Genomic DNA, 25,665 nt, shown 5'->3' on the forward strand with positions numbered 1-25,665 from the left:
GCGCCGGGTAGGTACTGTGGGCGCGGTATACGGCCACTCGTCCGCGCGCGGGATTCGCTCGCAGCGGCGTCCGGCTAGGGTGCGCGCATGGACAGAGGACGGTTCGGCGTCCCGGTCGGGGTCAAAGACTGGGCGATTGCGGTCGGCGTGGCGGCGGCGCTGCTGATCGCCGGGCTGTCCGGGCAGCACTCCGCCACGAACGTCGACCTGCTCGGCTACGCGCTGTTGGCGGCGAGTGGTCTGGCGCTGGCCGCGCGTCGCCGGGCTCCGGTTCCCGTGCTGGCCGTGACCGGGTTGTGCGCGGCGGGTTACCAGGCGACCGGTTTCGACGTGCCTGCCGTCGCGTATCTGTTCGCGGTGTACGCGGCCGTGCGGGCGGGACACCGCGTCATCACGGTGGCGGCGAGCGTGACCCTGCTGGCCGCTCTCCCCCTGGCGGCCCTGGCTTCGGGCCTGCACGACACGGGCGAGGCGTTCGCGCAGGCCCGAGGCGCCCTCGAAATCGCCTGGCTGATCGCTGCCGGCGCTGCCGGGGAGGCGCTGCGGCAGGCTGAGCGGCGGGCGGACGAAGCCGAGCGCACCCGGGAGGAGACCGCACGGCGTCGCGCCGACGAGGAGCGGCTGCACATCGCGCGGGAGCTGCACGATTCGCTCACCCACCAGATCTCGGTCATCAAGGTGCAGGCCGAGGTCGCCGTCCACGTGGCCCGCAAGCGGGGTGAACCCGTGCCGGAGGCCCTGCTGGCGATCCGGGAGGCGGGCCGTGAGGCGGCCCGGGAGCTGCGGGCGACCCTGGAGGCGCTGCGCGACGACGACACCACCCCGCCGCACGGCCTCGACCACATCCCGGAGCTGGTGCAGCGGGCTGGCAGGACCGGCCTGGAGGCGACGCTGACGATCGAGGGACAGCGGCAGGACGTGCCGGCCGCGGTGGGCCGGACCGCCTACCGGATCGTTCAGGAGTCGCTGACCAACATCGCCCGGCACGCCGCCGCGGCCAACGCGTCGGTCCGGATCGACTGCCGTCCCGACGTCCTCGCCATCCAGGTCGACGACGACGGCAAGGCCACGCCGGACGCCGCGCCGACGCCCGGCGTCGGGCTGCTTGGGATGCGCGAACGAGTCACCGCCCTCGGCGGCCGCCTGCGCGCGGAGCCGCGCAGCGAGGGCGGCTTCACCGTCCAGGCCGAACTCCCCGTGGACCAGACGTCATGATCCGTGTCCTGCTGGTCGACGACCAGCCGCTGATTCGCAGCGGATTCCGCGCGCTGCTCGACCTCGAGGACGACATCGAGGTGGTGGCCGAGGCCGCCGACGGGAGCGAGGGCCTGGCGCTGGCCAGGGAACACCTGCCCGACATCGCGCTCATCGACATTCAGATGCCGGTCATCGACGGCATCGAGGCGACCCGGCGCATCGCCGCGGACCCGGCCCTGGCCCGGGTGCACGTCGTCATCCTGACCAACTACGGCTTGGACGAACACGTCTTCAACGCGCTGCGCGCCGGCGCGGCCGGATTCCTCGTCAAGGACATCCAACCGGAAGACTTCCTCCATTCCGTACGCGTCGCCGCGCGCGGCGACGCCCTGCTCGCACCGTCGATCACCCGCCGGCTGATCAACCGGTACGTCAACCAGCCGCTCCACACCGCCGCCGGCACCGGGCTGAGCGAGCTGACCAGCCGCGAACGCGAGGCCGTCGCTCTGGTCGCCCAGGGCCTGTCCAACGACCAGATCGCCGATCGCATGGTGATCAGCCCGCTGACGGCGAAAACCCACATCAACCGAGCCATGACCAAGCTCCACGCCCGCGACCGCGCCCAACTCGTGGTCCTCGCCTACGAGTCCGGCCTGGCGACCCCGCGCAACTCCTGACATCCACGGTGCGGGTGCAGGTGCAACCCCGGGTGACGCCCGGAGACCTCAGTCCCCGGTGGAACCGGCAGCCTCGACGATCGAGACGGGAGTGCCAAGTTCGACGGTACGGGAGACGGTGCACAGTCGTTCGTGCGACTGCTGCAGCGACCGAGGCAGCGCCTCGCGCGCCCTGTCGCCGTCCGCGCCCACCGGGAACGTCACGGCGAACTCGACCCTGAGGTTCTGCATCCGGTTTCCGCCGGCCTCGTCCCGGATCTTGTCGCCAGTGACGTCGACGGAGAACTGGGTCGGCTCGGCGCGGCGGCTGGTGATGTGGTCCACGTCTATCGCGGTGCAGCCTCCGATGGCAGCCAGAAGCAGTTCCACCGGCGTAAAGCTGGCGTCCTCGCCCGCGCCCATCGACATCGATCCGCCGCGGACGTTCCGCACGACGTACTGCCCCACGCTGGTGCGCTCGATCTCGACCGAGCGGAAGGTGTCCTCACTCATGACAGGGAAACTACCCAGGCCTTCTGCTCCGGAGCCACCGGGACTGGCCAACCGATCGGCGCAGCACCGTAGGCAACGGCGGTCGCGGTAGGTTGCACAGTCATGGCCACGACCGCCGACGTCCGGCACGAACTCGCCAGCCTCGCCGACCCGCGGCGGGCGGAGGCATTGAGCCGGTTTCTGCAGATGGCTGCGGGCGGGTACGGCGAGGGCGACACGGCCATTGGTGTCCCGGTACCGGAACAGCGCAGGGTGGCCGCCCGGTACTGGCGCGACCTCTCCCTGGCCGAAACGGCGAAGCTGCTGACCAGCAGCGTGCACGAGGAGCGGCTGACGTCGCTGTTCATCCTGGTGCGAAAGTTCACCAAGGGAGACCAGGAGGAACGGGGCCGGATCTTCGGCATCGTCCTGGCCAACACCGGCCACATCAACAACTGGGACCTGGTGGACTCATCAGCGCCGTACATCGTCGGCCCCTGGCTGATCGGCAAGGACCGGAGCGCACTGGATCGGTTGGCCGGGTCAAGCCTGGTGTGGGACCGGCGCATCGCCATCATGGCAACTTTCGCCTTCATCAAAGCCGGTGACTTCCATTGGACCTTCCGCCTCAGCGAACGGCTCCTGCGCGACCCGCACGACCTCGTTCAGAAGGCGGTGGGCTGGATGCTGCGCGAGGTAGGCAACCGTGACAGAGCGGCGGAGGAGGAGTTTCTGGCCCGACGTTACCGGGTCATGCCGCGGGTCATGCTGCGGTACGCGATCGAAAAGTTTGAACCGCAGCGACGCCGGGAGTACCTGTCCGGCGTGGTCTAGAGAATCGATGCCCGCCGGGTGGTGGGCTCGTTGGTACGACTCGCCTTTCGGGCGCGCGACTGGTCGGCCATAAGTGCGACGCAACAGCCCTCCATCCCGTTCTGCCCGAATGCGCCACGGTGCTTCCGCTTGCGGCGACGCTCGACCCTGCAGTCACCCGCGTCCCGGGGGATCCCAATGGAGTCCAACCAGACCATTCCGTCCCGGTTCGTCCCGAACGCTGCGATCCCGTTTGTCCACTATCCGCAGGAAGAGCCTTGCGGAACGGCACAAGGTGAGCGAAAGAGCGCAGCCCGCCCAGAGAACGGAATCCTCGCCGCCTTTCTGGAACCGGGCTGTGCCTGCCTTTGTCAGCAATTACGGTGCTTTGACATGAAGGTCGTTCGGATTGCTGCCATAGCGCTCAGCGCCTTACTGACCATGCCCGCCGTGGCAGTCGGGTCCTCGACGGCGTCGGCGGCGTCCGCGCCGTACGTGCCCTGCCCGGCCGTGAAGCCGGCAGTGCCCCCGCCCGCCGCACCGTCGCCACCACCGGTCGGTCCCGCCGACCTGGCCGTCGGCGGCGAGACGCTGGCGACGCCGGGGCTGGCCATTCCCGCGGGTGCGTCGATGGCGCCGTCGGTGACCGCCACCTCGTGGGTGGTGGCCGACCTCGACAGTGGCGCGGTGCTGGGTGGATGCGGCCCGCACGAGCACCGCACGCCAGCCAGCGTGCAGAAGATGCTGCTGGCCGCGGCCCTGATGCCTCACCTCGACCCTGCACAAATGGTCGAGGTGACCCGGGCGGACCTGCATGATCTCGATCCGGCCAGTTCAGTGATGGGGGTGGTCGAGGGCGGCCGTTACTCGGTCGAGAGCCTGTGGCTGGGGCTGCTCCTCAAATCGGGAAACGACGCGGCCAACGTGCTGGCCCGCGTCGGCGGCGGCACCGCCGGGCGGCAGGGCGGCGTCCAGGCGATGAACGACGAGGCACACCGGCTGGGCGCAAACCAGACCCACGCGGCGACACCGTCCGGCCTGGACGGTCCCGGTCAGTACACCAGCGCGTACGACCTGGCGCTGATCGCACGCGCCACGTACGCTCGCGCGGACTTCCGGCGATACATCGCCAGCCGAGTGGCGGAGATACCGGCAGGGCCGGGAACGCCGGGCTTCTCCGTCACCCACGACAACACGCTGCTGGACCACTACCCGGGTACGCTCGGCGGGAAGACGGGCTTCACCGACCTGGCGCGACAGACATACGTGGGGGTGGCCGAACGTAACGGCCGGCGGCTCGCCGTGACCCTGCTCGGCGCGGAGACCGCGCCACTGGGGAGCCTCGGCGAGGCGGCGGCCCTGCTGGACTGGGGCTTCGCTCTCCCGACCGACGCGTCGGTCGGCCGCCTGGTCACTCCCGATGAGAAGAAGCACGATCGTCCCGTTGCCGAGGTCAGAGGCGAGCGCAACGGTCAGGCTGGGGCAGGACCATCGTTCTCGTGGTCGGCCATCCTCGGCCTCGGCGCCGCCGTCATACTGGCCGCCCTCCTGCTGGCGGCTCAATGGCGACAGCGGGCCACGCGCCGGGCGGCCAACCCGTAGGAAGCCGACGGCCAACGGGACGGTAGCCCCGGCAGGCGCAGCCAGGCCCGTCGCCCGGTCGTCCCTCACGCACCGAGGTACGTCCGTTGAGATCCGGAGACCGGGCGGGCGCGCCGAGGCGGCCCGCCCGGTGCGACGGGAGTCAGGTCGTCTGACCGACTCGGTCGACGATGTCGAGGGCAAGCACGGCCGACGATCCCGCCGACCCGCCCACGCCGAGGAAGGTGTAGGTCTCGGGGTGGAAGACGAGCACGATTTCGCCCGAGCCGCGCGTCGACGGCCAGGTGATCCCGATTCCCGACCTGCCCGCGCCGTCCTTGACATGCTCCACGGCTTGCAGGTCCGGCGTCGTCGCCGCGGCCTCGTAGAGCGCCGCGAGGGTTCGCGGGCGTAGGTAGCTGCCGGTGAGGTAGTAGAGCACGTCCTTGCCGGCGGCATTGGCGTCACCCGGTTCACCCTGGCGATGCTCGATCAGAAAGGTCCGCATGGCGGCGGCGTCGGTGGGCAGGTCGGCACGGTAGGCCGGTGCTGAGGTGCACCGCTCGGTCTCGCCCGGAACCACCTTGTCGCCCTTGAGCACCGCGGCCCGTCCGTTCCGGCAGCCGGGGACGATGCTTTCCGTGCGGCCGCTGGCGGAGGTCTCGATGATCAGACCGTCCCGGGTTCCGTCCACCGACAGCCAGCTCTCCCGCATCCCCCGACCCTCCTGGCTGCGTGAGTAGACGAATTGGTCGGGCCGGGGATTGACGTCGGGCCCTCGCAGCGCAGCCGTTGCCGCGTTCCGGAGAACCTGGGTGGCGTCGGCCCGGGCCGCCGGCGTGCTACCACCGAGCCGGTCGGGCGCGAGCACCAGCACCGCGGCGAGCGACGCCGCGACGCCCACCGATGCCACCCCGCCGAGCACGAGCCGCCAGGCCGGTCGCCTCCGCCGAGGAAGCGTCGAAGGCACGGTCGACGTCATGGGTACGGACGACTCTGCCGTCATCGCGGTCGTCAGCCGGATGCGGGCCGGGCTCAACCGTTCGGCCGTCGGCAGCTCGGTCTCGTCGCCGAACTGCTGGAGCAGTCGCATCTCATCCATTGCTCAGTGCCTCCTCGATCGTGCCGGCCGGTTCGCCGCCCAACTGCTCACGGAGCAGCCTGCGGGCTCGGTTGAGTCGTGATCGCACGGTGCCGACCGGGATCGCCAGTGCGGCGGCAACCTCGTCGTACGTCAGTTCCTCCCAGGCGATCAGCAGCAACACGTCGCGATCTCCGTCGGAGAGCATGGCCAACGCGTCGAGGAGAAGCCGACGTAGCGATTGCGCCGTCACCACGGTGGCGACCCGGTCGGCATGTGATGCCTCGCTCGTCGCGGGGACGTACGCCTGCCGCAGTCGGTACTCGCGCTCCTCCGTCCGCCGGTGCTGGCCGACGACGTTGGTGGCGATCCCGTACAGCCAGGGCCGGGCGTTCGGACAGGTGATGTCGAATCGATCCCGGCGACGGAACGCCGCGAGGAAGGTCTCAGCGACCAGGTCGTCCGCGGCGGGCACACCGAGGCGCCGTGCCAGGTAGCGATGGATGTACGGCGCGTGCCGGTCGAAGATGGTGGAGAATATCTCGGGTTCCTGCACAGACCGCGCGATGATTGCTGCGTCCGTCACTGCACCGACGTCGACGTCCTTCACTCGTCGCAGGTGTTTCATGTATGGCCCTTCGCGGTGTCGGGAAGCATCACCTGTTATCCGCACCCCATGGCCGGACGGTTCACGACAACTGGACGCTTCTCACGGCCCGACGTGCCTCGCCCCCGACGACCCACGCACCGGTCGAGCATTCGGCAATCGCAGCACCCTGCTCCTCGGCAGCGATAGGATCTTTCCGCAGCCTCGGCGGGAGCTGACGTGCAGCGTCCACAGCCTCCGTACCGACGGACTCACCGGCACAGGGACGGACAGATGAGCGAGGATCAGGACGCCGCCGGCGTGGTGAGCTTCATCTTCGAAGCGGGCGTACTCAAGCGCGCGGCCCGCACCGGCTGGTGGTTCGCCGGGGTGAAGCAGCCGGAATCGATCGCCGACCACTCCTTCCGCACCGCGCTCATCGGCATGGTGCTCGCCGCCATGGAGGGCGCCGACCCGGCCCGGGTGTCCATGCTCTGCGTCCTGCACGACACCCAGGAAACCCGGATCACCGACATCCCCCACATCGCCAAGCGATACCTCACCGCCGTACCCAACACCACCGTCACCGCCGACCAGGTCGCGGCCTGTCCGCCGGCCGTCGCCGACCTCATCACCGCCGCCGTCACCGAGTACGAAGCCGGCGAGACCCGCGAAGCCGTCGTCGCTCGCGACGCCGACAAGCTCGAATGCCTCGTCCAAGCAGTCGAGTACCGCCACCAGGGCATCGACAACGTCCAACGGTGGATCGACAGCTCACGCGCGGCGCTGAGGACGGCGTCGGCTCACCGGCTCGCCGACGCCGCACTGACCGGACAACCACTCGCCCGGCTCAGCCCACCTCAGCAACCTGAGTAGCCGCGACCGGTCTCCAGGCAGGGGTGGGTGCGGTCGGGTGCGGTCAGGAGACAGCGGCCTTCACCAGCTCGACGACCTTCTTCTCCACCGCGGGGCTCCACTTCTGCAGCGCGTACGACACCGGCCACAGGTCTCCGTCGTCGAGGTTGGCCGCGTCCTGGAAGCCCAGGGTCGAGTACCGGTAGTTGAACTTGCCCGAGTCCTGGAAGAAGACGACGACCTTGCCGTCCGCGTTCACGTAGGCAGGCATCCCGTACCAGGTCTTCGGCGACAGCTGCGGGGCGGTAGCGGTCACCGTCGCATGCACCCGCTCGGCGAGCGCACGATCTTCCGGCGCCATCTGCGCGATCCTGTCGAGGACCGCCTGCAGATCGTCGGCCTTCTTGGCTCCCTTCTTGCCCTCGGCGCGCAGCTCGGCGGCGCGCTCCTTCATCGCGGCACGCTCCTCAGCGCTGAAGCCGTCGGACACGGTGGTGGAATTCTTCGCGGACACTCTCGGGCTCCCCTGTGCGTGAAGGCTCGGCGTGCTGCCGGCTACCTGTGAAAAGGCTAGGCCGGGCGACACCCTGTGGCTTCTCGATTCCTGACCAGATGGCAGGCGGTTGGTCTGCGGTGAGATCCGGCCTCCGCTGCTGGCGGGGGTTCAACTGACGCCTGGGCTGCTAGCGTTCGCCGCCATGTGGAGCGAGGAGATCGTCGCCGGGCGTCCGGCATGGCGGCACATTATGTCGGGCGTGGTGTTCCGGGAGGTGCCGCGCGGCACGTTCGGAATGGGCCTGTCCGACGCCGAGCTGGACGCGGTACGCGCCATCGAGCGCAGCGGAGGAGCCGAGGACACTCTCGCGCCCTTCTTCGCCGGCGCCGGGGATGCCCAGCCGGTCCGCGAGGTGCGGGTCGAACCGTTCCTGATCGCCCGGCACCCGCTGACGGTCACGCAGGTCCGGCACTGGCTGCCCGAATACGAGGACGACTACGCCGACACGGACTCCGGCACGGCCCGGCTCGAGGACGACCTGGATGATCTGCTCGAGGCCCTGCCGTTCCGGCTGCCCAGCGAGGCCGAGTGGGAGTACGCGGCCCGGGCCGGCACCACCACGCTGACCTTCCGCGGCGACGGGAAACCCGACGAGGACCAGATCCTCGACGACTTCGGTGATGAGCAGCGGACGGCGGCCGGGGAGAACGCGTTCGGGCTGGCGGCGATGGGCTCGGCGAATGAGGTCTGCGCCGACGTGTGGATTCCCGGTTTCGCGGGCGCGCCGGCGGACGCCCGGCCACGCACCGGCGACGGGCCCCGGACCGTACGCGGCGGCGCCGCCGACCTCTACCCGTGGCAGGGCTGCGACGAGTGGCTACTGCTGCTCTCCGCCACCCGGTACGCGCACACCCAGTTCACCGCGGTCCGCCCGGTCGCAGCACTGCCACCCCGCTAGGCCCGAGCCACGACCGGTCTCCTTGTCCAGGCTGTGCCGGCAGGGTGAGCCACCCTGCCGGCATGCCGGCATCGACTTGCGCAACAGGAGGCGATGCTCTGCCATCAAGGCCATCCTGGGCCGTTATGCCATTGAATGGCGATTGGTTGTTGTGTCATGACGCTCGCTGCCGGCATCCTCGCGGTGCTGCTCGCCCTGATCTTCCTCGCCCTCGGCACGGCCAAGATCCTCGCCCTGCCGCGCATGCGTGAGCTGGCCACCGAGGCCGGTTTCTCCGTCGCCGCCTATCGCCGGCTCGGCGTGCTCGAGGTCGCCGGGGCGGTCGGACTGCTCATCGGCCTGGCCGAGCCGCTGATCGGCGCCCTCGCCGGCGCCGGGCTGCTGCTCCTGCTCGGCGGAGCCCTCGTCGTCCACCTGCGCAAGGGAGACGGCCCGCAGAAGTACGCCCCGGCCCTCGTCTGCGGACTCCTCGTCGCCGGGTACCTCGCCCTCCACCCCGTATCGGCCCGATGAGGACGGTTCCCGTGGTGATCGTCGGCGCGGGGCCCACCGGGCTCACCGCCGCGACGCTGCTCGCCCAGTACGGCGTCGAGGGCCTGATCCTCGAGCGCTGGGAGTCGATCTATCCCCAGCCCCGTGCCGTCGCCCTCGACGACGAGGTCCACCGCATCCTGGCGCGGCTCGGCCTCCGGGACGAGTTCGCCGCGATCTCCCGGCCGCACCAGGGTCTGCGCCTCCTCGACCGGGACATGCGGGTGCTGGCCGAGTTCCGGCGCGACACGGCGCCGGGCCGGCACGGCTACCCCCAGGGGAGCATGTTCGACCAACCGGAACTGGAGACGATCCTCCGCCGAAATCTCAAGCAGCACGGCACCGTCACGTTCCGTGGCAACGCCGAGGTCACCGCGCTGACCCAGGACGCCGGCGGGGTGCGAATCGACGTCACCGACACTGTCACGGGAGAGCAGGAGTCCGTCCGGGCGGCGTACGTCCTGGGGTGCGACGGTGCGAACAGCCTGTCCAGGGCCTCGATCGGCGCCGCCATGCAGGGCCTGGGCTTCACGCAACGCTGGCTCGTCATCGACGTGGTGACGGAGGCCGACCTCGGCCAGTGGGAGGGCGTGCACCAGCTCGCCGACCCGGCCCGCGCCGGCACCTACATGCGGGTCGGGAAGACCCGCTACCGCTGGGAGTTTCAGCTGACGCGCGGCGAGGCCGCCGACGACTACCGCGACATGGCCCGGCTGCACCCGTTGATCTCACGGTGGACCGGGGACATCCCCGTCGCGGAGCTGAAGGTCATCCGCGTCGCCGGGTACACCTTCCGTGCGCAGGTCGCCGACCGGTGGCGCGACCGGCGGGTGTTCCTGCTCGGCGACGCCGCCCACCTCACCCCACCCTTCATCGGGCAGGGCATGTGTGCCGGGCTGCGCGACGCGATGAACCTGGCCTGGAAGCTCGCCGGCGTGCTCGACGGGGCCCTCACCGAGAGCGTGCTCGACACGTACGAGATCGAACGCAAGCACCACGCCCGGGCCATGATCAAGCTGGCGAAGTTCATCGGTACGGCAATGACGGCCGGCGGCGAGTTCGGCAATGTCATCCGTCGCGCCGTGGCGCCGCGGCTGCACCTCGTACCAGGCCTCACGGACCTGGCCACGGACAGCCGGACACCCCCGCTGCACCGCTCCGACCTCGTGGTGCGGCCACGGCTTCGCCGCGGCCTCGCGGGCAGGCTGTGCCCGAACGCGGTCGTCGACGGCGATCGGCGTTTCGACGACCTGGCCGCCGGCCGGTTCGCAATCGTGACGTCCATCGAGCCGTCCGCCGCACAACGCGCCGACATCGAACGGCGTGGAGCGGTCCTGATCGTGGCCCACCGAGGCAGCGAACTGCACCGATGGTTGCGGACGGGCGCTGCTCGCGCAGCCGTCGTCCGCCCCGACGGCACCGTTTTCCAGGCCAGCCGCCGACTGCTTCCCCAGACGATCGACGCTGTCCGCCGGGGTGGTGGATGACCGAGGCGCGATGGCGCTGGGGGGTGTGCGGGCTTGGCGGAGGCAAACTGTGCGTGAGTTGTTCCACCTGGCGATGGGTACCCCCGGGGGTATGCTGAGTCGTGGAGGTGGGCGACGTGGAGATGGACGCCAAGGTGCTGTCGGACGCGTTGACGCGGTTGAAGCGCGCGAACGGACAGTTGGGCGCGGTGATCGCCATGATCGAGAACGGTGACGACTGCGAGCGGGTGTTGACCCAGCTCGCGGCCGTGTCGCGCGCCCTGGACAAGGCTGGGTTCAAAATCATCTCGACCGGGATGCGGCAATGCCAGCAGGCGCGCGAGCGCGGCGAGCAGCCGCCGATGACCGAGGAGCAGCTGGAGAAGCTGTTCATGGCTTTGTCCTGACCTGACGTGTGGCACCCCGCTTCGGCGGGGTCTTGCCGCCTGCCGACCTCACACGAGTCTGCTCAACACATACCCCCCGGGGTATACCCACGAGGAGTGAGTCTGCCTGTGACGGTTCGAGAGATCGGTCAGGCCTGGGTGCAGGCCGGCCACCCGGTCGAGCAAGGCGCTACCCGGTGAGCGAGCGCAGCAACGACAACCGGAATTCAGGAGTGGAGACGATGATGACTGGCATCGAGGTGGAGGTCGTGGAGACCTCGTCGCTGGGTGACCGCAGTTACCTGGCCCACGACGGGCAGGTCGCGGTCGTGGTGGACCCGCAGCGCGACATCGACCGGGTGCTGGCCCTCGCGGGCCGGCTCGGGGTGCGGATCACGCATGTGGCCGAGACGCACCTGCACAACGACTACGTCTCCGGCGGCCTGGCGCTGGCCCGGCTGACCGGCGCGACGTACCTGGTGGCCGGCGCAGACACGGTCGGTTTCGACCGGCTGCCGGTCGCCGACGGCGACGAGGTCACCGTGTCCGACACGATGCGGATCGGTGTGGTCGCCACCCCCGGGCACACGTTCCACCACCTGTCCTACGTCCTGTACGGGCCGGACGGGCCGCAGGGGGTGTTCACCGGTGGGTCGCTGCTGTTCGGCACCACCGGGCGTACCGACCTGCTCGGCAAGCAGCACGCTCACACCTTGGCCGAGCATCAGCACGACTCGGTGCGCCGGCTCGCCGACCTGCTGCCCGACGGCGCTCACGTCTGGCCGACGCACGGGTTCGGCAGTTTCTGCTCCGCCACCCAGTCCGACGCCCCGGACTCCACGATCGGCCGTGAGCGGGAGGTGAACCCGGCGCTGCGCCTGGAAGCCGACGCGTTCATCGCCGAGACCCTCGCCGGGCTGGACGCCTATCCGGCGTACTACGCGCACATGGGTGCCCGCAACACCGACGGCGCCGACCTGATCGACCTGACTCCGGCCCGCCGCGCCGACGCCGCGGAACTCGCCGAGCGTATCGCCGCCGGCGAGTGGGTGGTCGACCTGCGCTCGCGGAAGGCGTTCGCGCACCGGCACCTGACCGGCACGTTGAGCTTCGGCCTGGACGGGCCGATGTCGACCTGGCTCGGTTGGATGGCCCCATGGGGGACGCCCATCACCCTGCTCGGCGAGAGCGAGCAGCAGGTCGCCGACGCCCAACGCGAACTCGCCCGCATCGGCATCGACCGGCCGGCCGCCGCGGCCACCGGCCACCCCGACGACTGGGCCGCCGGCGACGACACCCGCCTGGCCAAGCTCACCACCGCCACGTTCCACGACCTGGCCGCCGCCCGCGACGGAGCCGTCCCGCACGGCCTGCCCGCACCCGAGGCGCTGCTCGACGTCCGAATGACCAACGAGTGGCGCACCGGGCACATCGAGGGCGCCGCGCACATCCCGCTGCCCGACCTGCCGCACCGCCTCGCCGACGTGCCCGCCGGCACGGTGTGGGTGCACTGCGGCTCCGGCTACCGCGCCGCCGCGGCGACCAGCCTGCTGCAACGTGCCGGGCGCACCGTGGTGCACGTCGACGACGCCTACGCCAACGCCGCCGACGCGGGCCTGACCATCATCACCAGCAAGGAGAACGCGTGACCACCGGCACCCCGGCCATCATCCAGGCCACCGACCTGCAACACCTGATCGCCACCGGCAGCGCCCCACGCCTGATCGACGTTCGCTCCCCGGGCGAGTTCGAGACCGCGCACATCCCCGGCTCTTACAACGTGCCCCTCGACCTGCTGCGCGAACACCGCGATGAACTCCGCGCGCACCTCGACGAACAGGTCGTGCTCGTCTGCCGATCCGGGCAGCGCGCCGCCACCGCCGAAGCGGCACTCGCCGCCGCCGGCCTGCCGAACGTGCGTGTGCTGCACGGCGGCATCACCGCCTGGCAGGCCGTCGGCGCGCCGATCTGCACGGGCAGGGCCCGCTGGGATCTCGAACGCCAGGTACGCCTCACCGCCGGGTCCATCGTGCTCGTGGCCGTGTTGGCCAGCGTGGTGTTCCCCCCGGCGAAATGGGTCGCCGCGTTCATCGGCGCGGGCCTGACCTTCGCCGCTCTGTCCAACACCTGCGCGATGGGGATGCTGTTGTCCAAGCTGCCCTACAACCGCGGTCCCCGTACCGACCTTGACGGCGTCGTCGCGGCCCTGGCCGGTCCACGGCCGTGACCGCCGCCCTCGGCCTCGGCGCGCTCATCGGCATTCTGCTCGGCCTGCTCGGGGGCGGCGGGTCCATCCTCGCCGTCCCCGCCCTGGTCTACTGCACCGGCATGTCCTTGAGCGCAGCCGTGCCGACGTCGCTACTGGTCGTGGGGATCTCCTCGGCCACCGCGCTGCTGCCCCGGCTACGCGCCCGGCAGATCCGCTGGCGCATCGCTGGAATCGTCGGCGTCGCAGGGGTGGCGGGCGCGTTCGCCGGCGCCGCGGTCAACCGGCTGCTCGATTCCCGGATCGTCCTGATCGGGTTCGCCGTGCTCATGGTCGCTGCCGCGATCCGGATGCTGCGGGATGAGGGCGAAGCCGGCGGCGACTGTGCCCTGCCCGGCGGCGGCGTCAACTGGCGCGGCTGCCTGCCCAAATCTGTCGGTGCCGGCATCGCAGTCGGCTTTCTCACCGGCCTGTTCGGCGTCGGCGGCGGGTTCCTCCTCATCCCCGTCCTGGTACTCCTGCTCGGCCTGCCCATGCCCGCCGCGGTCGGCACGTCGCTGGTCATCATCGTCATCAACTCCGCCGCCGGGTTCGCTGCCCACGTCGGCGACGCCGCCCTCGACTACCGCATCGCCGGGGCATTCGCCGCCGCCGCGATCATCGGTTCCCTCACCGCCGGACGAATCGCCGCTCGGCTACCGGCTCGGCACCTCAGCCGCGCCTTTGCCTACCTCGTCCTGGTCATCGCCGGGTTCGTCGTCATCCAGGCCGTCATCAACCCACCCGCCAACTGACTCCCTGACGCCCTGACTGTCGGTCACGGAACAACAGGCAGCGGTGGTTACCGCCTCAGGTGCGGCGCAGGGATCTTCCCTCGGGTGGTCATGCCGACGGCGGCGAGTGCGCAGCTGATGGCGACGGCGGTGAGCAGCGGTGTGTATCCGCCGGCGGTGTGCAGGAGGATCGCCGCCGCGAGGGGTGCGGTGGCTTTGGCGATGGTGACCGGGGCGGCGAGTCGTCCGGCGATGGTGGCGTAGGCGGTGGCGCCGTAACGGTCGGCGAGCAGAGCTGGGGTGGCGAGGCTGGTGATGCCGAAGCCGAGTCCGAAGCCGACGACGGTGATGACGGCGCCGGTGCGGGTGCCGGCGAGCAGCGGCATCGCGAGGACAGCGCCGGCCTGGGTGGCGAAGACGGCGGCCACGATGGTGGGGATGGGTAGACGCCGGCGGGCGCCGGTGAGGATGAGCCTGCCGGTGACCGACAGGACGCCGAGCAGGCCGGTGGCGGTGGCGGCGAAGGTGGCGGGGTGGCCGCGGCTGGTCAGGTAGCCGACGAGGTGAACGGTCATGGTGCTGGTCGCCGCACCCTGGGCGATGAAGGTACCGGCCAGGATCCAGAACCTGGGATCCCGCATCGCGGCCTTGGCAATCGCCCGCCGCTGGGCGGGATCCGGTGGTGTCGGCCCGGCAAGGGCCGTCGTCGCCGACGACGGGCGCCGGCGGATGGTGAGCGCGTGCAGGGGCACGGTGACCACGCCGTGGATGACGGCGAGGACGAGCAGCGCACCGCGCCAGCCGAGGTGTTCGGCCAGCAGGCCGGTCAGCGGCATGAAGATGGTGCTGGCAAACCCGGCCACGATCGTGACAGCCAACAGGGCCGTGGCGCGTCGGTCCGGGGTGAACCAGGAGACGACGACGGCGAAGGCGGGCTCGTAGAGCACCATCGCGCCGGTGATCCCGATGCCGATCATGACGGCGTAGAGCTGAGCGATGGAGTGAACCTGCGACCAGGCCACGAGCAGGGCGGTGGCGGTGACCGAACCGGCGGTCATCAGCGCGCGTCCGCCGTGGTGGTCGAGCCACCGTCCCACCGGGACGGCCATGACCGCGCCAGCAAGGACCGAGGCGGTCAGCGCGCCGGTCACGGCGGTGGTGGAGGCGCCGAGGGCGACGGCCATCGGGCGCAGCAGGACGGCGTAGGCGTAGTAGAGGGTGCCGTAGCCGACGGTGCAGGTGATGGCGAGGGCGGCGACGATCCGCCAGCCGTGGGCCTGGTGCCCGCCGACCGCGGGGTCGGCGGGCACCGTCGTGGTGGTGGGCATCAGCTGCCGCAGCAGCCACCGGTCTGGCCGCCCGCGGGGGCGGCGTCGAGGGTGACCAGGCTCAGCGGCGCGGACAGCAGGCCACCGGTGATGCCGGTGGCGAGCCCGCGCGCTGCCGGCTCGCCGGTCGGGGCCGGCCCGCAGCAGCTGTCGCCGGTCGCGGAGTCGGCAGGGTTGCTGTTGCAGACGCCGGTTTCGGGCAGGTCGAGCTGGACGTCACGGGCGCCGTCCCAGTCGCCGGCGAGAGCGGCGACGACCGAGCGGACCTGCTCGTAGCCGGTGGCCATGAGGAACGTCGGCGCGCGGCCGTAGCTCTTCATGCCCACTGCGTAGTAGCCGACCTCCGGGTGGGACAGCTGGTCCACGCCGTGCGGGGGGACGGTGCCGCAGGAGTGCTCGTTGGGGTCGATCAGCGGGGCGAGGGCCCGGGTGGCGCCCATGACGGGGTCGAGGTCCAGGCGCAGCTCGGAGGCGATCGAGTGGTCCGGGCGGAAGCCGGTGGCCGCGACGATGCGGTCCACCGTGATCGACTCCTCGCCGCCGTCGGCGTGGCGCACGAGCACCCTCACCCGGCCGTCGGTCGGGGTGAGGGCGTGCACGGAGAAGCCGGTGAGCAGCCGGATCCGGCCGGCGTCGACGTGCGCGCGCAGTCGGGAGCCGAGCGCGCCGCGCGCCGGCAGGGCGTCGGCGTCTCCGCCGCCGTAGGTGCGCGCCGGTGAGGCGGTCCGGATCGCCCAGGTCACCTCCGTGCCCGGCTCGCCGGCGGCCAGTTCCGCCAGGGACAGCAGGGTGTTCGCCGCCGAGTGGCCGGCGCCCACGACCAGGGTGTGCCGGCCGGCGAACCGGTCCCGGTCGGTGCCGAGCACGTCCGGCAGCGCGTGCTCCAGGAACGCGGCGACGGTGGCCTCGCCGCGGGCGGGCAGGCCGGAGGCGCCCAGAACGTTGGGGGTGCCCCAGGTGCCGGAGGCGTCGATCACCGCTCGGGCCAGGACCTCGTCACCGTCGGCGAGGCGGATCAGGAACGGCGTGTGCTCGCGGCCGGCGGTGCGCAGCCGGTCCAGGCCGAGACGGCTGATCGCCTCCACCCGCGCGCCGTAGCGCAGGTGTGGCTTGAGCTGCGGCAGTTCGGCCAGGGGCTGGAGGTAGTCGGCGGCGAGTTCCGCGCCGGTGGGCAGTGCCTCGGGGTCCGGAGCGACCCAGCCGGCGTCGTCCAGGAGGCGGCGGGCAGCGGGGTCGATGTCGTATCGCCATGGAGAGAACACCCGCACGTGTCCCCATTGCCGTACGGCGGCGCCGGCGGAGTCGCCGGCTTCCAGGACGGTGAAGGCGATGCCGCGTTCGTGCAGGTTCGCGGCGGCGGCCAGCCCCACCGGGCCGGCGCCGATGACCACGACGGGAAGGTTGTCCAGGGTCCTCATCGGGTGACTCCTCTGTGTAGATAGCTGTCGAATCAAATAGGTGGACGGCGGCCCGGGTCCTCTGGGCCGGTGCTCGTCAGGTGATGGCGGGGCTGCGGCGCTCCAGCAGGACGACGTCCCGCCAGCGGCCGTGGTGCCGTCCGACCCGCTCACGCACGCCGACGACGCGGAACCCGGCGCGCTCGTGCAGGACGAGGCTGGCGCTGTTCTCCGGGAAGACGCCGGACTGGATCGTCCAGATGCCGGCGGCCTCGGTGGAGGCGATCAGGGTCCGCAGCAGCAGCCGGGCGACGCCCCGGCCCTGCGCGGCCGGGTCCACATAGACGGAATGCTCGACCACCCCCGCGTAGACGGCCCGATTCGAGGTACGCGAAACGGCAATCCAGCCGAGCAGGTTGTCGTCGCCGTCGACGGCCACGAAGCGGTGCTCGGGCAGCTTCGCGACGTCGAACGCCGCCCAGGTCGGCGCGGTGGTCTCGAAGCTGGCGTTGCCGGCGTCGAGGCCCGCCTGGTAGATCGCCAGGACCCGGTCGGCGTCGCTGGCGACCATGACACGGACGGTGATGTCGGCCATCAGCAGCCTCCGTTCGGACTGGGGGCGGGTCGGCCCATGACGACGTCGGCGGCGGACGGAAAGCAGCCGACACACGCGTCGTTGATCCGGTAGTGGCGGGCCGTTCCGGCCGGCTCCACCAGCACGAACCGCACCTCGGTAAGGATCTTGAGGTGCTGGGAGACGGTGGACTGGGCCAACCCGACCGCCGTGACGATCTCCCCCACGCTCATCGGCCGGGCATGGCGGGCCAGGTACTCCACGATCTGCACTCGGGTCGGGTCCGCGAGGGCCCGGAACCACGACGCATACGTCTGCGCCGTCGTCCGATCCAGCAACTCGTCCGCCATCGCCACGTCCTTAATCGTCTATCGCCGATAGGCGATAAAGCCTAACAGGCTCCCGGAAACTTCGGTCCACGGATGAACCTGAACATGGCGACCCCCTTCCCGAGACGCCTGTCTTGACGTCCGTCGAAGTAGAGACTTGCACGTTGATTAGAGAGATGTCAACCTAGAGAAATGTCGAAGCAAACGACGCCGCTCACCCTCGTCGACCTGACCGCCGACACCCCCTGCTGCCCTCCCCTGGCGGAGCGGCGCGTACCGGCCGAGACCGCCGCGCTGCTCGCGCCCGCGTTCAAAGCCCTCGGCGACCCGGTACGGCTACGGCTGATGTCGATGATCGCCTCCGCCGAGGGCGGTGAGGCCTGCGTTTGCGACCTCACCCCCACCTTCGATCTCACCGGTCCGACGATCTCGCATCACCTGAAGACGCTGCGCGAAGCAGGGCTGGTCGACGCCGAGCGCCGGGGCACCTGGGTGTACTACCGGGCCCGGCCGGCCATCCTGCGCCAACTCGCCGCGCTGCTCACCGTCGAACCGGCAGCCGCCCGGTAAGCCACCGCCGGCGCGGCGTTGCGCCGGGCACACGCTCGGCCAAGGCGGCGACGACATGAGCGGCGTCGCGTCCGACCCCGCGCAAGGTGTTCGACGAGAACGAGCGCTGGAACTCCAACCCCAGGTAAACCAGCCCGGGGTGGGTGGTGGAGACGCCGGCGACCTGCCGCGGCATCCCGCGCTCCAAGGTCCCGAGCGGGGCCAGATAGTCGAGATTCGGGCGGTAGCCGGTAGCGAGGATCACCGCGTCAACCACCTCGAAGCTGCCGTCGGCCCAGATGACCCCGTCGGGAGCGAGGGCGGTGAACATCTCCCGGCGGGCTAAAAGTCCGGAGGCGATGGCCTCGCGGTAGACGCCGGTGTCGAGCACGGCGGCGTGCCGGACGAGGCGGGTCAGCACCGCCCGTGGAAGCCGGTCCGCGCCCGTGACGTGGAGCCAGTGGTGCAGGTCCCGGCCGCGAATGCGCTGCGGCACGAACTGGATCGGTGCCCGGGTGGCCAGCGTGACCCGCGCGTGCGACGCCAGTTCGTGGGCGACCTGGACGGCGGAGTTGCCGGCGCCGACGACGACGACCCGCTTGCCGGCATACGGCTCGGGCCGCCGGTAGTGCGCGACGTGCCGCACTTCGCCGGCGTAGTCCTCCCGACCGGGAAGTACCGGAAGATACGGGTTGCCGAAGGAGCCACTGGCGGCGATGACACCCGCCGCAGGGATCTCGTCACCGGTGTCCGTGCGAACCACGTACCCGGCGCCCCGGCGCGGGTGCACGGCGGTGACGCGGACGCCGGTGCGGATGTCGGCATCAAGGCTGCCGGCGTAGCGGCGCAGGTAAGCGGCAACCTCGTCGCGGGTGGGGTAGCGGTCGGGGTCCGCACCGCCGAACGCCATGCCGGGCAGCGCACTGTATCGGGCCGGGGAGAACAGAGTGAGGCTGTCGTAGTAGTCGGGCCAGGACCCGATCGTCTCGACGCCCGCTTGCAGAACGACGGGGCGCAGGCCGACGGAGAGCGCAGCGCGAGCGGCGGCGAGGCCCGACTGGCCGCCGCCGACGATGATCACGGGTTCGGAAGAGGTGGTCACATGACCATCATATTGTCGTTTCGTTGAATGACAATATGACAATGCTGCGGAAAGCTGGGAAGCATGGATGAGCCAGAGTCGCCCGCGGTCGCGCCCGGCGCCGGACTGCCAGGGCTGGCGCTGGACACGCAGGAGTTTCTCAAGGCGTTGGGCAGCCCGACGCGACAGCGGATCATGTTGCTGTTCGCGGGAGGTGCCGAGCTGTCGGTCGGGCAAGTGGCCGAGCGCACGGGGATCAGTCAGGCCACGGCGTCGCAACAGCTGACCCTGCTGCGCCGCGGGCGCGTGGTGACGTCGCGGCGCGACGGGAAGACCGTGTACTACCGGGCCGACCGCGACGGGGCCGTCGCGGCGTTGGCCAAGCTGCAGTCGTACCTGATGACCTGCTGCTGACCGCGGCCTCGACGCGGAGCCGGCAACGCCGGCTCCCCTGCCCCACCAGATGGGCGGCCCCCTGGGCGAGTCGGGCGCGCACGAGCCAGCCGCTCGATTTCAGGCAACGGCGTGACCCAACCCCGGCTTCCGCCGGGCCGGGCGCGTCTGCGAGCACCCCACCCGACCGATGGCTTCTTCCGCTTGACGTTCGCAGGTTAACTCAGTAATCATTGAGTCAATGGCTACTGACCTTGCAGCTCTGCACGGGCGCGCTCGGATTCACGCCGCGCTCGGCGATCCGGCGCGGCTGGCGATCGTGGACGCGCTCACCCTGGGTGATGCTTCCCCTGGCGAGATCGCCTCCGACCTGGGGATGCCGACGAATCTGGTTGCCCATCACGTCAAGGTCCTCACCGAGGCCGGCCTGGTGGTCCGTGGCCGGTCGGAGGGAGACCGTCGTCGTACCTACCTCCGGTTGCGGCCGGCGGCCCTGGCGACGCTCACCCCGGCGCCGCTGGCCGGGGTGGGCCGGGTGGTGTTCGTCTGCACCCACAACTCCGCCCGCTCGCAGCTCGCCGCCGCCATCTGGTCCGACCGCACCCACACCTCGACGGCGTCCGCGGGGACGAAGCCCGCAGATCGGGTTCATCCCCGTGCTGTAGCTGTGGCTCAGCGACATGGGCTGGAGTTGAACCCGACCGGCACCTCTCACGTCGCGGACATCGTGCGGGATGACGACCTCGTCATCGCCGTTTGCGACAACGCCCACGAGGAACTCACCGGACCGGTCCGGCCTCGGCTGCACTGGTCCGTGCCCGACCCGGTCCGGCTGGACACCGATGCCGCGTTCGAGGCGGCGTTCGCCGACCTGGCCGCACGCGTCGAGCGGGTCGCCCCCGTCGTGACCCCCGCCATGAGTTCGGGAGATCACCATGACTGACAAGCGCGTACCTGCGTGAAGACCTCTCCGTCGACCAGCAGCTCGCCTGTACACCGGAACGGGGACCTTGACGACGACCCCGCTGGCCTGAGCCCTTTCCGAGGTCCGGCCGATCCGCGACGAGATCGAACGCCGCGTCCGCCGGCTCCTCGACGAGCTGCACGTCCCCGCCAGCGACAACCCTCGCCCCCGGCCCACAAGCGGCTCGGGACCTCACTGCAACGGGAGAGTACAGACTGATGACCATCGCACTTTGGCGGCGCCTGCTGGCAGAGTTCACCGGTACCGCCCTGCTGGTCACCGCCGTGGTCGGCTCCGGCATCATGGCCACCGCGCTCTCCCCCGGCGACGTCGGCCTCCAGCTGCTGGAGAACTCGATCGCCACCGCGTTCGCTCTCGGCGCGCTGATCCTGATCTTCGGACCCGTCTCCGGGGGCCACTTCAACCCGGTCGTCTCCGCCGCCGACTGGTTCCTCGGCCGCCGCGCCGGCACCGGGCTGACCGGCCGGGACCTCGGCGGCTACGTCGCCGCCCAGGTCGCCGGAGCGATCGGCGGGTCGATCCTGGCAAACCTGATGTTCGACCTGGCCGCCGTCGACTTCTCCGCCAAGGACCGCACCGCCGGGCACCTCTGGCTCGGCGAGATCGTCGCCACCGCCGGCCTGATCCTGCTGATCTTCGCCCTGGCCCGCTCCGGGCGCGCCCCCGTCGCCCCCGCCGCGGTCGGTGCCTACATCGGCGCCGCGTACTGGTTCACCTCGTCGACCTCGTTCGCCAACCCGGCGGTCACGATCGGGCGGGCGTTCACCGACACCTTCGCCGGCATCGCCCCCGCGTCCGTGCCCGGCTTCATCGTCGCCCAGATCGTCGGCCTCACCGTGGGAATCGGTCTCCTGGCCGCGCTCTACCCCGACGCCGGGCAAGCCGCAGACCAGGTGGTCGTGCCTACCGACGAGCGCGACCCGGCGCTCGACCAGCGCCCATGAGCACCAACCCGGCGCACGGTGGCGCGGACGACTCCTATCGCGCCCTGGTCAATCCGCCGCGTCCGGCCGGCCGTTACCGGGTGCTCGACCGCAACAGCGACCCTGCCCGGTCCCTGCCCACAGCCCACTCGGAGGCGCCGGTGAACCGGCCCTGCGAGCCGTACTGCAAGGAAGGCTCCTGATGTCCGACAAGCCCAGCGTCCTGTTCGTGTGCGTGCACAACGCCGGCCGCTCCCAGATGGCCGCCGGCTGGCTGCGCCACCTCGCCGGCGACGCCGTCGAGGTTCGCTCCGCCGGCTCCGCCCCCGCCGAGACGGTCAACCCCGCCGCCGCGGAGGCCATGCGGGAGGTCGGCATCGACATCACCGACCAGACCCCCAAGCTCCTCGAGTACGAGACGGCCGAATCCTCGGACGTCATCGTGACCATGGGCTGCGGTGACGCCTGCCCGATCTTCCCTGGCAAGCGGTACGAGGACTGGAAGCTCGAGGACCCGGCCGGCAAGGGCGTCGAAGCCGTGCGCCCCATCCGCGACGAGATCCGCAGCCGAGTGGAGCAGCTGCTCACCGAGCTGCGCGGCACCGCCTGACCCCGTCTCCCGTGCCGCCCGCCGAACGCCGTCGGCGGGCGGCTGCACATCGAGCACCACTCTTGCCAGTACGGCGCGGGCCAGCCCACGTCGGATTCAACGAAGTCCGTGTCGTCGTAGTCGGCCGCCCGCCTACTGCCGGATGGTGTCAGCGGCCGGTGGTATCGCTACCTCCGGGCTGCCTTCCTGGCCGGGTCGCGGCAATTGCGGCCCTGCCGCCGTCGAACCGTTCCCAGGCGAAGCCCGGATCGCGTAGCCGGCGGAGCGCCGACCGGTGCCGGCTTCCGGCGTACACCTCGATTGAGCCGTCCGGGGTGGCGGCGGTCGTGACGACCAGTCCGTCCACGACGTAGGTCGCCCGGCCACGGCATGGGGTTGCAGAGCTTGCCTATCGATTCCAGCGCTCGGCGGGTCGGCAGTCAGTGCCAGTCTTGCCGTAGACGAGGGTGCCGGATGAGTCGGCGTAGCAGTTGTCGAACTCGTCTGACGGACGAAACAGCAGACGGCGGCCGATCTCGGTTCCGCTGGCGTCATAGCTGACCAGCTCAGCGTCCTTGTTAACGTTGGCACCCTCGGTGAGCAGGCCGAATACGCCGCCAGTCAGCCGGGCCGCCGTCGTGTGCCCGTCGCCGTGGTCGAGCACCAGCCGATGCACCCGAGCGCTGACCCGGCCAGTCACGGCGACGTCACCGCCGTTGATTTCGGTCGACGTAAGTAGGAGTGGCTGGACCGGGCCGGGCAACCAGTCCCGTTGTGGCCAGTCCCGTTCCCCGCTGGTACCCCCGGTGACCTCCTCACCTGGCGACATCGAGACATCACAGGTGAAGTAGCCGGTCTCCGTCATGAACAGCGCCACGGCATGGTGGTCCTGTTCAGCGGCCACGGCCAGCTGGTCCATCGACACCGGAAACCGCTCGTGCTGCGCGTTCCACGACAGGCACTGCTCCATCGCCTGGCGCAGCGTCGGTGACAGCTCGTCCGGACCCATCGCCAGGTACTGCACACCGTCGCCGTTCGGCGCCACCGCGACGCCGGCCACCACCGCTGCGGCCGCCACCGTAGCGGCAATCCCGAGTCGCCTCGCCGTGCGGGGCCGCGGCCGGTGGATTGACGTCATCAGATCCGCCCGCATCCGCGCCGCCTTGTCGGGGGGCAGATCCCGCTCGACAGGCGCGTCGAGAATGTCTTTCATCGCGCATCCTCCTTGTTGTCGTCAGTGACCATCCGTGCCAGCCGGGCTCGTGCGCGACTCACGCGCGAACGGACCGCACCCTCGCTGATTCCGAGGACTGTCGCCGCCTCGCCGTACGGCACACCGGACCACAGGCACAGGGCAACCGCTTCGCGTTCTGCGCGAGGCAGTCGGCGGACCACCGCCAGGATCTTGGTCATCTGCCGTTCGTCATCGAGCCGCGCGGCTACGTCGCTGGCCGGGTCTACGTCAGCCTCCCGCTCCGGCGGCAACCTACGCAGGGCTGCCAACCACCGCCGGGCGGAACGCCACTCAGTACGGGTCGTATTGGTAGCGACCACCAGCAGCCAAGGCAACGCCAACCCGTCAACCAGGCCTGCTTCACCGCGCCTACGCCACGCGACCAGGAAGGTCGATTGCGTAACGTCTTCCGCCAGGGTCCAAGAGCCGGTGAGCCGGAACGCGTGGTTGTACACCGCCCGGGCATACCGGTCGAAAAGCCGGCCGAAGGCGATCTCGTCACCGGCTGCGATAGCCGACCACAGATCTTGGTCAGACGGTTGTATCTGGCTTGTCACACCTCACTATCGCCGGCTGGGGCGAACCTGTTGCAGACCTCCTCGAACACCGACGGCAACACACGACGCCTGGCGCCATCCCGTAGGCCGTCGATCCGCCCTCCTGGGCAGCGGGCCGCCGCCCGGCCTGCCACGTCAAGTGGACCTGACATCCCGCCTCAAGGGCGGACGCCATATGTGGTGGCCGTGGGACGTCGGCCGCCGCGACCGCAACGCTTGACCACTCCCCTACGCTGATATCGACATACGTCTCTGGGGCCAGGAGGTGCGGTCGTGAGCGACGGACTCGCTACCTTCGGCTGGGTGCTGCTGGGCATCGCCGTCATCCTGCTCCTGCTGGGCATCGTCGCGGCGTTCGAGGGCAGCGGCGACGGCTTCGGCGACGCGCTCATGTGGGCGTTCTTCCTGGCCCTCGGTGGCGTCGTCCTGCTGTGCTGCGGGGGCCACCTCGGGATCCTCGAAGGCTGAGGACGTCTCGCGACTCGGTGAAGGTGCTTCTGGTGAAATAGTGCGCCCGTGACCTACTTTCCAGGGCAGCGACGCCAGGCCCCATGCGCGGTGTGGGGCTGGTGACTGCCAGGGAGGCGGCGAAATGTCCAGCGCGCAGTTGTACGACACCATCGGAGCCACTTACACCGTGACGCGGCGCACCGAGCCGCGGATCGCCGCAAGGGTCTGGGCTGCGCTCGGCGATGCGCGGACGGTATTGAACGTCGGGGCTGGCACCGGCTCCTACGAGCCCGCCGACCGTGACGTCATTGCGGTGGAACCGTCCGCACTCATGCGTGCGCAGCGCCCCGCAGGCGCAGTGCCGTGCGTGGCTGCCGCCGCGGAGAGCCTTCCGTTCGAGGACCAGTCCTTCGACGCAGCGATGGCTTTTGCCACCATCCATCACTGGCAGGACCCGATCGCGGGCCTGCGCGAGATGCGGCGCGTTGCTCGCCGCGTGGTGGTGTTCACGCACGACACCAGTGACACCGGATGGCTTCGTCGGTTCTGGCTTACTCGCGACTACCTTCCTGAGGTCGCGGACCTCCTTGTCGATCGACCTTCGCTGACCGAGCTGGCCAGCGCGATCGGCGCCCGCGCGGAGCCGGTGCTCATCCCGTGGGACTGCGTTGACGGCTTTTTCGAGGCCTACTGGCGCCGGCCCGAGGCATACCTAAACGAGAACGTCCGTCGCGGGGTATCGGTCTGGACCAGAGTCGGGCCGGACGCCGAGCAGAGGGCAGTCCGCAGCCTCCGTGATGACCTCGCCTCAGGGCGCTGGGCAGACCGCAACCGCGACCTCGTCGATCTCGATGCAGCAGAGCTTGGCCTTCGCCTGCTCATCGCCTGAACCCGCCACCTCCGGGTACGACTTCGCTGCCCGAAGCCATGGGCGGCCCAGGCCAGACTCGCATCGGTCGAAGGGTCGGCTGAAAACCCCGACCACCGCTCCCTCGTTGGCAGGCGCACTGACGATCCCTCGCTTGTGACGAGGTCGTGCACGATCAGGACCCGCCAGTGCCCAGTCAGTCGACCGGGCTGGCGATGTCGGCCAACGGCACCGGCGCGGGTCGGGCATCTACGGACCCCATGGTCCGGCAGTCTTCACGTACGGTGGGTCCTGCTTCGCCGTGACCGGCGAACCACAGCAGACACTCGTT

30 protein-coding genes and 1 pseudogene are annotated in these 25,665 nt (G+C 70.5%); 20 read left to right on the forward strand and 11 right to left on the reverse strand.

Going from position 1 to position 25,665, the window contains the following annotated elements; all coding sequences use genetic code 11:
* The first annotated feature begins 87 nt into the window (after positions 1 to 87).
* Together GA0074696_RS23475 and GA0074696_RS23480 are read left to right on the forward strand one after the other, a co-directional pair.
* Positions 88 to 1,215, forward strand: coding sequence for a sensor histidine kinase (locus GA0074696_RS23475; RefSeq protein ID WP_088963104.1), 1,128 nt, complete (start codon positions 88 to 90; stop codon positions 1,213 to 1,215).
* On the forward strand, positions 1,212 to 1,874 hold the full coding sequence (locus GA0074696_RS23480) for a response regulator (protein ID WP_088963105.1): 663 nt from the start codon (positions 1,212 to 1,214) through the stop codon (positions 1,872 to 1,874). Before GA0074696_RS23475 ends, GA0074696_RS23480 begins: the two co-directional genes overlap by 4 nt.
* A gap of 48 nt (positions 1,875 to 1,922) precedes the next feature.
* Here the strand turns inward: GA0074696_RS23480 and GA0074696_RS23485 are convergent, their stop codons facing one another.
* The gene (locus GA0074696_RS23485) at positions 1,923 to 2,366 is read right to left on the reverse strand and encodes an OsmC family protein (RefSeq protein ID WP_088963106.1); all 444 of its coding nucleotides are present in this window, start codon (positions 2,364 to 2,366) and stop codon (positions 1,923 to 1,925) included.
* 102 nt (positions 2,367 to 2,468) lie between these two features.
* Between GA0074696_RS23485 and GA0074696_RS23490 the strand changes: the two genes are divergently transcribed.
* Together GA0074696_RS23490 and GA0074696_RS23495 are read left to right on the forward strand one after the other, a co-directional pair.
* Positions 2,469 to 3,179: a DNA alkylation repair protein gene (locus GA0074696_RS23490; RefSeq protein WP_088963107.1), complete on the forward strand. Its 711-nt coding sequence runs from the start codon at positions 2,469 to 2,471 to the stop codon at positions 3,177 to 3,179.
* 372 nt (positions 3,180 to 3,551) lie between these two features.
* Positions 3,552 to 4,760, forward strand: a complete 1,209-nt coding sequence (locus tag GA0074696_RS23495) for a D-alanyl-D-alanine carboxypeptidase family protein (protein WP_088963108.1) — start codon at positions 3,552 to 3,554, stop codon at positions 4,758 to 4,760.
* Positions 4,761 to 4,902: 142 nt separating this feature from the next.
* Here GA0074696_RS23495 and GA0074696_RS23500 read toward each other — a convergent pair whose 3' ends face one another.
* Complete coding sequence (locus GA0074696_RS23500) at positions 4,903 to 5,841, reverse strand: CU044_5270 family protein (protein WP_088963109.1); 939 nt, start codon at positions 5,839 to 5,841, stop codon at positions 4,903 to 4,905.
* Positions 5,834 to 6,448, reverse strand: coding sequence for an RNA polymerase sigma factor (locus tag GA0074696_RS23505; RefSeq protein ID WP_088963110.1), 615 nt, complete (start codon positions 6,446 to 6,448; stop codon positions 5,834 to 5,836). The genes GA0074696_RS23500 and GA0074696_RS23505 overlap by 8 nt, the downstream gene beginning before the upstream one ends.
* A gap of 252 nt (positions 6,449 to 6,700) precedes the next feature.
* On the opposite strand from GA0074696_RS23505, the gene GA0074696_RS23510 reads away from it, so the two are divergent.
* A complete protein-coding gene (locus tag GA0074696_RS23510) occupies positions 6,701 to 7,282 on the forward strand; it encodes an HD domain-containing protein (RefSeq protein WP_088963111.1) in 582 nt (193 codons plus the stop codon).
* Positions 7,283 to 7,325: 43 nt separating this feature from the next.
* Here the strand turns inward: GA0074696_RS23510 and GA0074696_RS23515 are convergent, their stop codons facing one another.
* Complete coding sequence (locus tag GA0074696_RS23515) at positions 7,326 to 7,751, reverse strand: iron chaperone (protein ID WP_172894717.1); 426 nt, start codon at positions 7,749 to 7,751, stop codon at positions 7,326 to 7,328.
* Positions 7,752 to 7,959: 208 nt separating this feature from the next.
* On the opposite strand from GA0074696_RS23515, the gene GA0074696_RS23520 reads away from it, so the two are divergent.
* The 7 genes from GA0074696_RS23520 (at position 7,960) to GA0074696_RS23550 (ending at position 14,098) form a co-directional block, all read left to right on the forward strand.
* Complete coding sequence (locus GA0074696_RS23520) at positions 7,960 to 8,715, forward strand: formylglycine-generating enzyme family protein (RefSeq protein WP_088963113.1); 756 nt, start codon at positions 7,960 to 7,962, stop codon at positions 8,713 to 8,715.
* A gap of 156 nt (positions 8,716 to 8,871) precedes the next feature.
* The gene (locus GA0074696_RS23525) at positions 8,872 to 9,228 is read left to right on the forward strand and encodes a DoxX family protein (RefSeq protein ID WP_088963114.1); all 357 of its coding nucleotides are present in this window, start codon (positions 8,872 to 8,874) and stop codon (positions 9,226 to 9,228) included.
* A complete protein-coding gene (mhpA, locus tag GA0074696_RS23530; RefSeq protein ID WP_088963115.1) occupies positions 9,225 to 10,733 on the forward strand; it encodes a bifunctional 3-(3-hydroxy-phenyl)propionate/3-hydroxycinnamic acid hydroxylase MhpA in 1,509 nt (502 codons plus the stop codon). Before GA0074696_RS23525 ends, mhpA begins: the two co-directional genes overlap by 4 nt.
* A gap of 122 nt (positions 10,734 to 10,855) precedes the next feature.
* Entirely contained in the window at positions 10,856 to 11,119 is a 264-nt protein-coding gene (locus tag GA0074696_RS23535) for a metal-sensitive transcriptional regulator (protein ID WP_407940618.1), read from the forward strand.
* Positions 11,120 to 11,340: 221 nt separating this feature from the next.
* Positions 11,341 to 12,747: an MBL fold metallo-hydrolase gene (locus tag GA0074696_RS31510; RefSeq protein WP_407940619.1), complete on the forward strand. Its 1,407-nt coding sequence runs from the start codon at positions 11,341 to 11,343 to the stop codon at positions 12,745 to 12,747.
* Positions 12,744 to 13,325, forward strand: a complete 582-nt coding sequence (locus GA0074696_RS31515) for a rhodanese-like domain-containing protein (protein ID WP_088963116.1) — start codon at positions 12,744 to 12,746, stop codon at positions 13,323 to 13,325. Before GA0074696_RS31510 ends, GA0074696_RS31515 begins: the two co-directional genes overlap by 4 nt.
* Positions 13,322 to 14,098, forward strand: a complete 777-nt coding sequence (locus GA0074696_RS23550) for a sulfite exporter TauE/SafE family protein (protein WP_088963117.1) — start codon at positions 13,322 to 13,324, stop codon at positions 14,096 to 14,098. The genes GA0074696_RS31515 and GA0074696_RS23550 overlap by 4 nt, the downstream gene beginning before the upstream one ends.
* A 47-nt stretch (positions 14,099 to 14,145) precedes the next feature.
* Here the strand turns inward: GA0074696_RS23550 and GA0074696_RS23555 are convergent, their stop codons facing one another.
* The 4 genes from GA0074696_RS23555 to GA0074696_RS23570 all read right to left on the reverse strand — a co-directional run bounded on the left by GA0074696_RS23555 (position 14,146) and on the right by GA0074696_RS23570 (position 17,726).
* Entirely contained in the window at positions 14,146 to 15,405 is a 1,260-nt protein-coding gene (locus GA0074696_RS23555) for an MFS transporter (protein WP_088963118.1), read from the reverse strand.
* On the reverse strand, positions 15,405 to 16,823 hold the full coding sequence (locus tag GA0074696_RS23560) for an FAD-dependent oxidoreductase (RefSeq protein ID WP_088963119.1): 1,419 nt from the start codon (positions 16,821 to 16,823) through the stop codon (positions 15,405 to 15,407). Before GA0074696_RS23560 ends, GA0074696_RS23555 begins: the two co-directional genes overlap by 1 nt.
* A gap of 76 nt (positions 16,824 to 16,899) precedes the next feature.
* Entirely contained in the window at positions 16,900 to 17,397 is a 498-nt protein-coding gene (locus GA0074696_RS23565) for a GNAT family N-acetyltransferase (protein WP_088963120.1), read from the reverse strand.
* On the reverse strand, positions 17,397 to 17,726 hold the full coding sequence (locus GA0074696_RS23570; RefSeq protein ID WP_088964756.1) for an ArsR/SmtB family transcription factor: 330 nt from the start codon (positions 17,724 to 17,726) through the stop codon (positions 17,397 to 17,399). The genes GA0074696_RS23565 and GA0074696_RS23570 overlap by 1 nt, the downstream gene beginning before the upstream one ends.
* 171 nt (positions 17,727 to 17,897) lie before the next feature.
* On the opposite strand from GA0074696_RS23570, the gene GA0074696_RS23575 reads away from it, so the two are divergent.
* On the forward strand, positions 17,898 to 18,275 hold the full coding sequence (locus tag GA0074696_RS23575; RefSeq protein WP_088963121.1) for an ArsR/SmtB family transcription factor: 378 nt from the start codon (positions 17,898 to 17,900) through the stop codon (positions 18,273 to 18,275).
* Here the strand turns inward: GA0074696_RS23575 and GA0074696_RS23580 are convergent.
* On the reverse strand, positions 18,247 to 19,335 hold the full coding sequence (locus GA0074696_RS23580) for a flavin-containing monooxygenase (RefSeq protein ID WP_088964757.1): 1,089 nt from the start codon (positions 19,333 to 19,335) through the stop codon (positions 18,247 to 18,249). The two genes, GA0074696_RS23575 and GA0074696_RS23580, sit on opposite strands and share 29 nt — an antisense overlap.
* Positions 19,336 to 19,419: 84 nt before the next feature.
* Here GA0074696_RS23580 and GA0074696_RS23585 point away from each other — a divergent pair, with 84 nt between their 5' ends.
* From GA0074696_RS23585 to GA0074696_RS23605, 5 genes are all read left to right on the forward strand, one after another.
* The gene (locus tag GA0074696_RS23585) at positions 19,420 to 19,749 is read left to right on the forward strand and encodes an ArsR/SmtB family transcription factor (protein ID WP_088963122.1); all 330 of its coding nucleotides are present in this window, start codon (positions 19,420 to 19,422) and stop codon (positions 19,747 to 19,749) included.
* 220 nt (positions 19,750 to 19,969) lie between these two features.
* Positions 19,970 to 20,671 (forward strand): arsenate reductase/protein-tyrosine-phosphatase family protein, encoded by a 702-nt coding sequence (locus GA0074696_RS23590; RefSeq protein WP_088963123.1) that lies wholly within the window; start codon positions 19,970 to 19,972, stop codon positions 20,669 to 20,671.
* Positions 20,672 to 20,910: 239 nt separating this feature from the next.
* Positions 20,911 to 21,657 (forward strand): aquaporin, encoded by a 747-nt coding sequence (locus tag GA0074696_RS23595; protein WP_088963124.1) that lies wholly within the window; start codon positions 20,911 to 20,913, stop codon positions 21,655 to 21,657.
* On the forward strand, positions 21,654 to 21,839 hold the full coding sequence (locus GA0074696_RS23600) for a hypothetical protein (protein WP_088963125.1): 186 nt from the start codon (positions 21,654 to 21,656) through the stop codon (positions 21,837 to 21,839). Before GA0074696_RS23595 ends, GA0074696_RS23600 begins: the two co-directional genes overlap by 4 nt.
* Positions 21,839 to 22,246 carry an arsenate reductase ArsC gene (locus GA0074696_RS23605; RefSeq protein ID WP_088963126.1) on the forward strand — a complete coding sequence of 136 codons (408 nt, stop codon included), beginning with the start codon at positions 21,839 to 21,841 and terminating at the stop codon, positions 22,244 to 22,246. Before GA0074696_RS23600 ends, GA0074696_RS23605 begins: the two co-directional genes overlap by 1 nt.
* Before the next feature lie 388 nt (positions 22,247 to 22,634).
* On the opposite strand, the gene GA0074696_RS23610 is transcribed toward GA0074696_RS23605, so the two are convergent.
* Together GA0074696_RS23610 and GA0074696_RS23615 are read right to left on the reverse strand one after the other, a co-directional pair.
* Complete coding sequence (locus GA0074696_RS23610; protein ID WP_088963127.1) at positions 22,635 to 23,438, reverse strand: hypothetical protein; 804 nt, start codon at positions 23,436 to 23,438, stop codon at positions 22,635 to 22,637.
* The gene (locus GA0074696_RS23615) at positions 23,435 to 24,016 is read right to left on the reverse strand and encodes an RNA polymerase sigma factor (protein ID WP_088963128.1); all 582 of its coding nucleotides are present in this window, start codon (positions 24,014 to 24,016) and stop codon (positions 23,435 to 23,437) included. The genes GA0074696_RS23610 and GA0074696_RS23615 overlap by 4 nt, the downstream gene beginning before the upstream one ends.
* Before the next feature lie 273 nt (positions 24,017 to 24,289).
* Between GA0074696_RS23615 and GA0074696_RS23620 the strand changes: the two genes are divergently transcribed.
* Both GA0074696_RS23620 and GA0074696_RS23625 read left to right on the forward strand, forming a co-directional pair.
* Complete coding sequence (locus GA0074696_RS23620) at positions 24,290 to 24,484, forward strand: hypothetical protein (protein WP_088963129.1); 195 nt, start codon at positions 24,290 to 24,292, stop codon at positions 24,482 to 24,484.
* 133 nt (positions 24,485 to 24,617) lie between these two features.
* A pseudogene (locus tag GA0074696_RS23625) lies at positions 24,618 to 25,355 on the forward strand (class I SAM-dependent methyltransferase); the annotation flags it as partial.
* Between the last annotated feature and the right edge of the window lie 310 nt (positions 25,356 to 25,665).

It is taken from the genome of Micromonospora purpureochromogenes, from assembly GCF_900091515.1.
Classification (GTDB): domain Bacteria; phylum Actinomycetota; class Actinomycetes; order Mycobacteriales; family Micromonosporaceae; genus Micromonospora; species Micromonospora purpureochromogenes.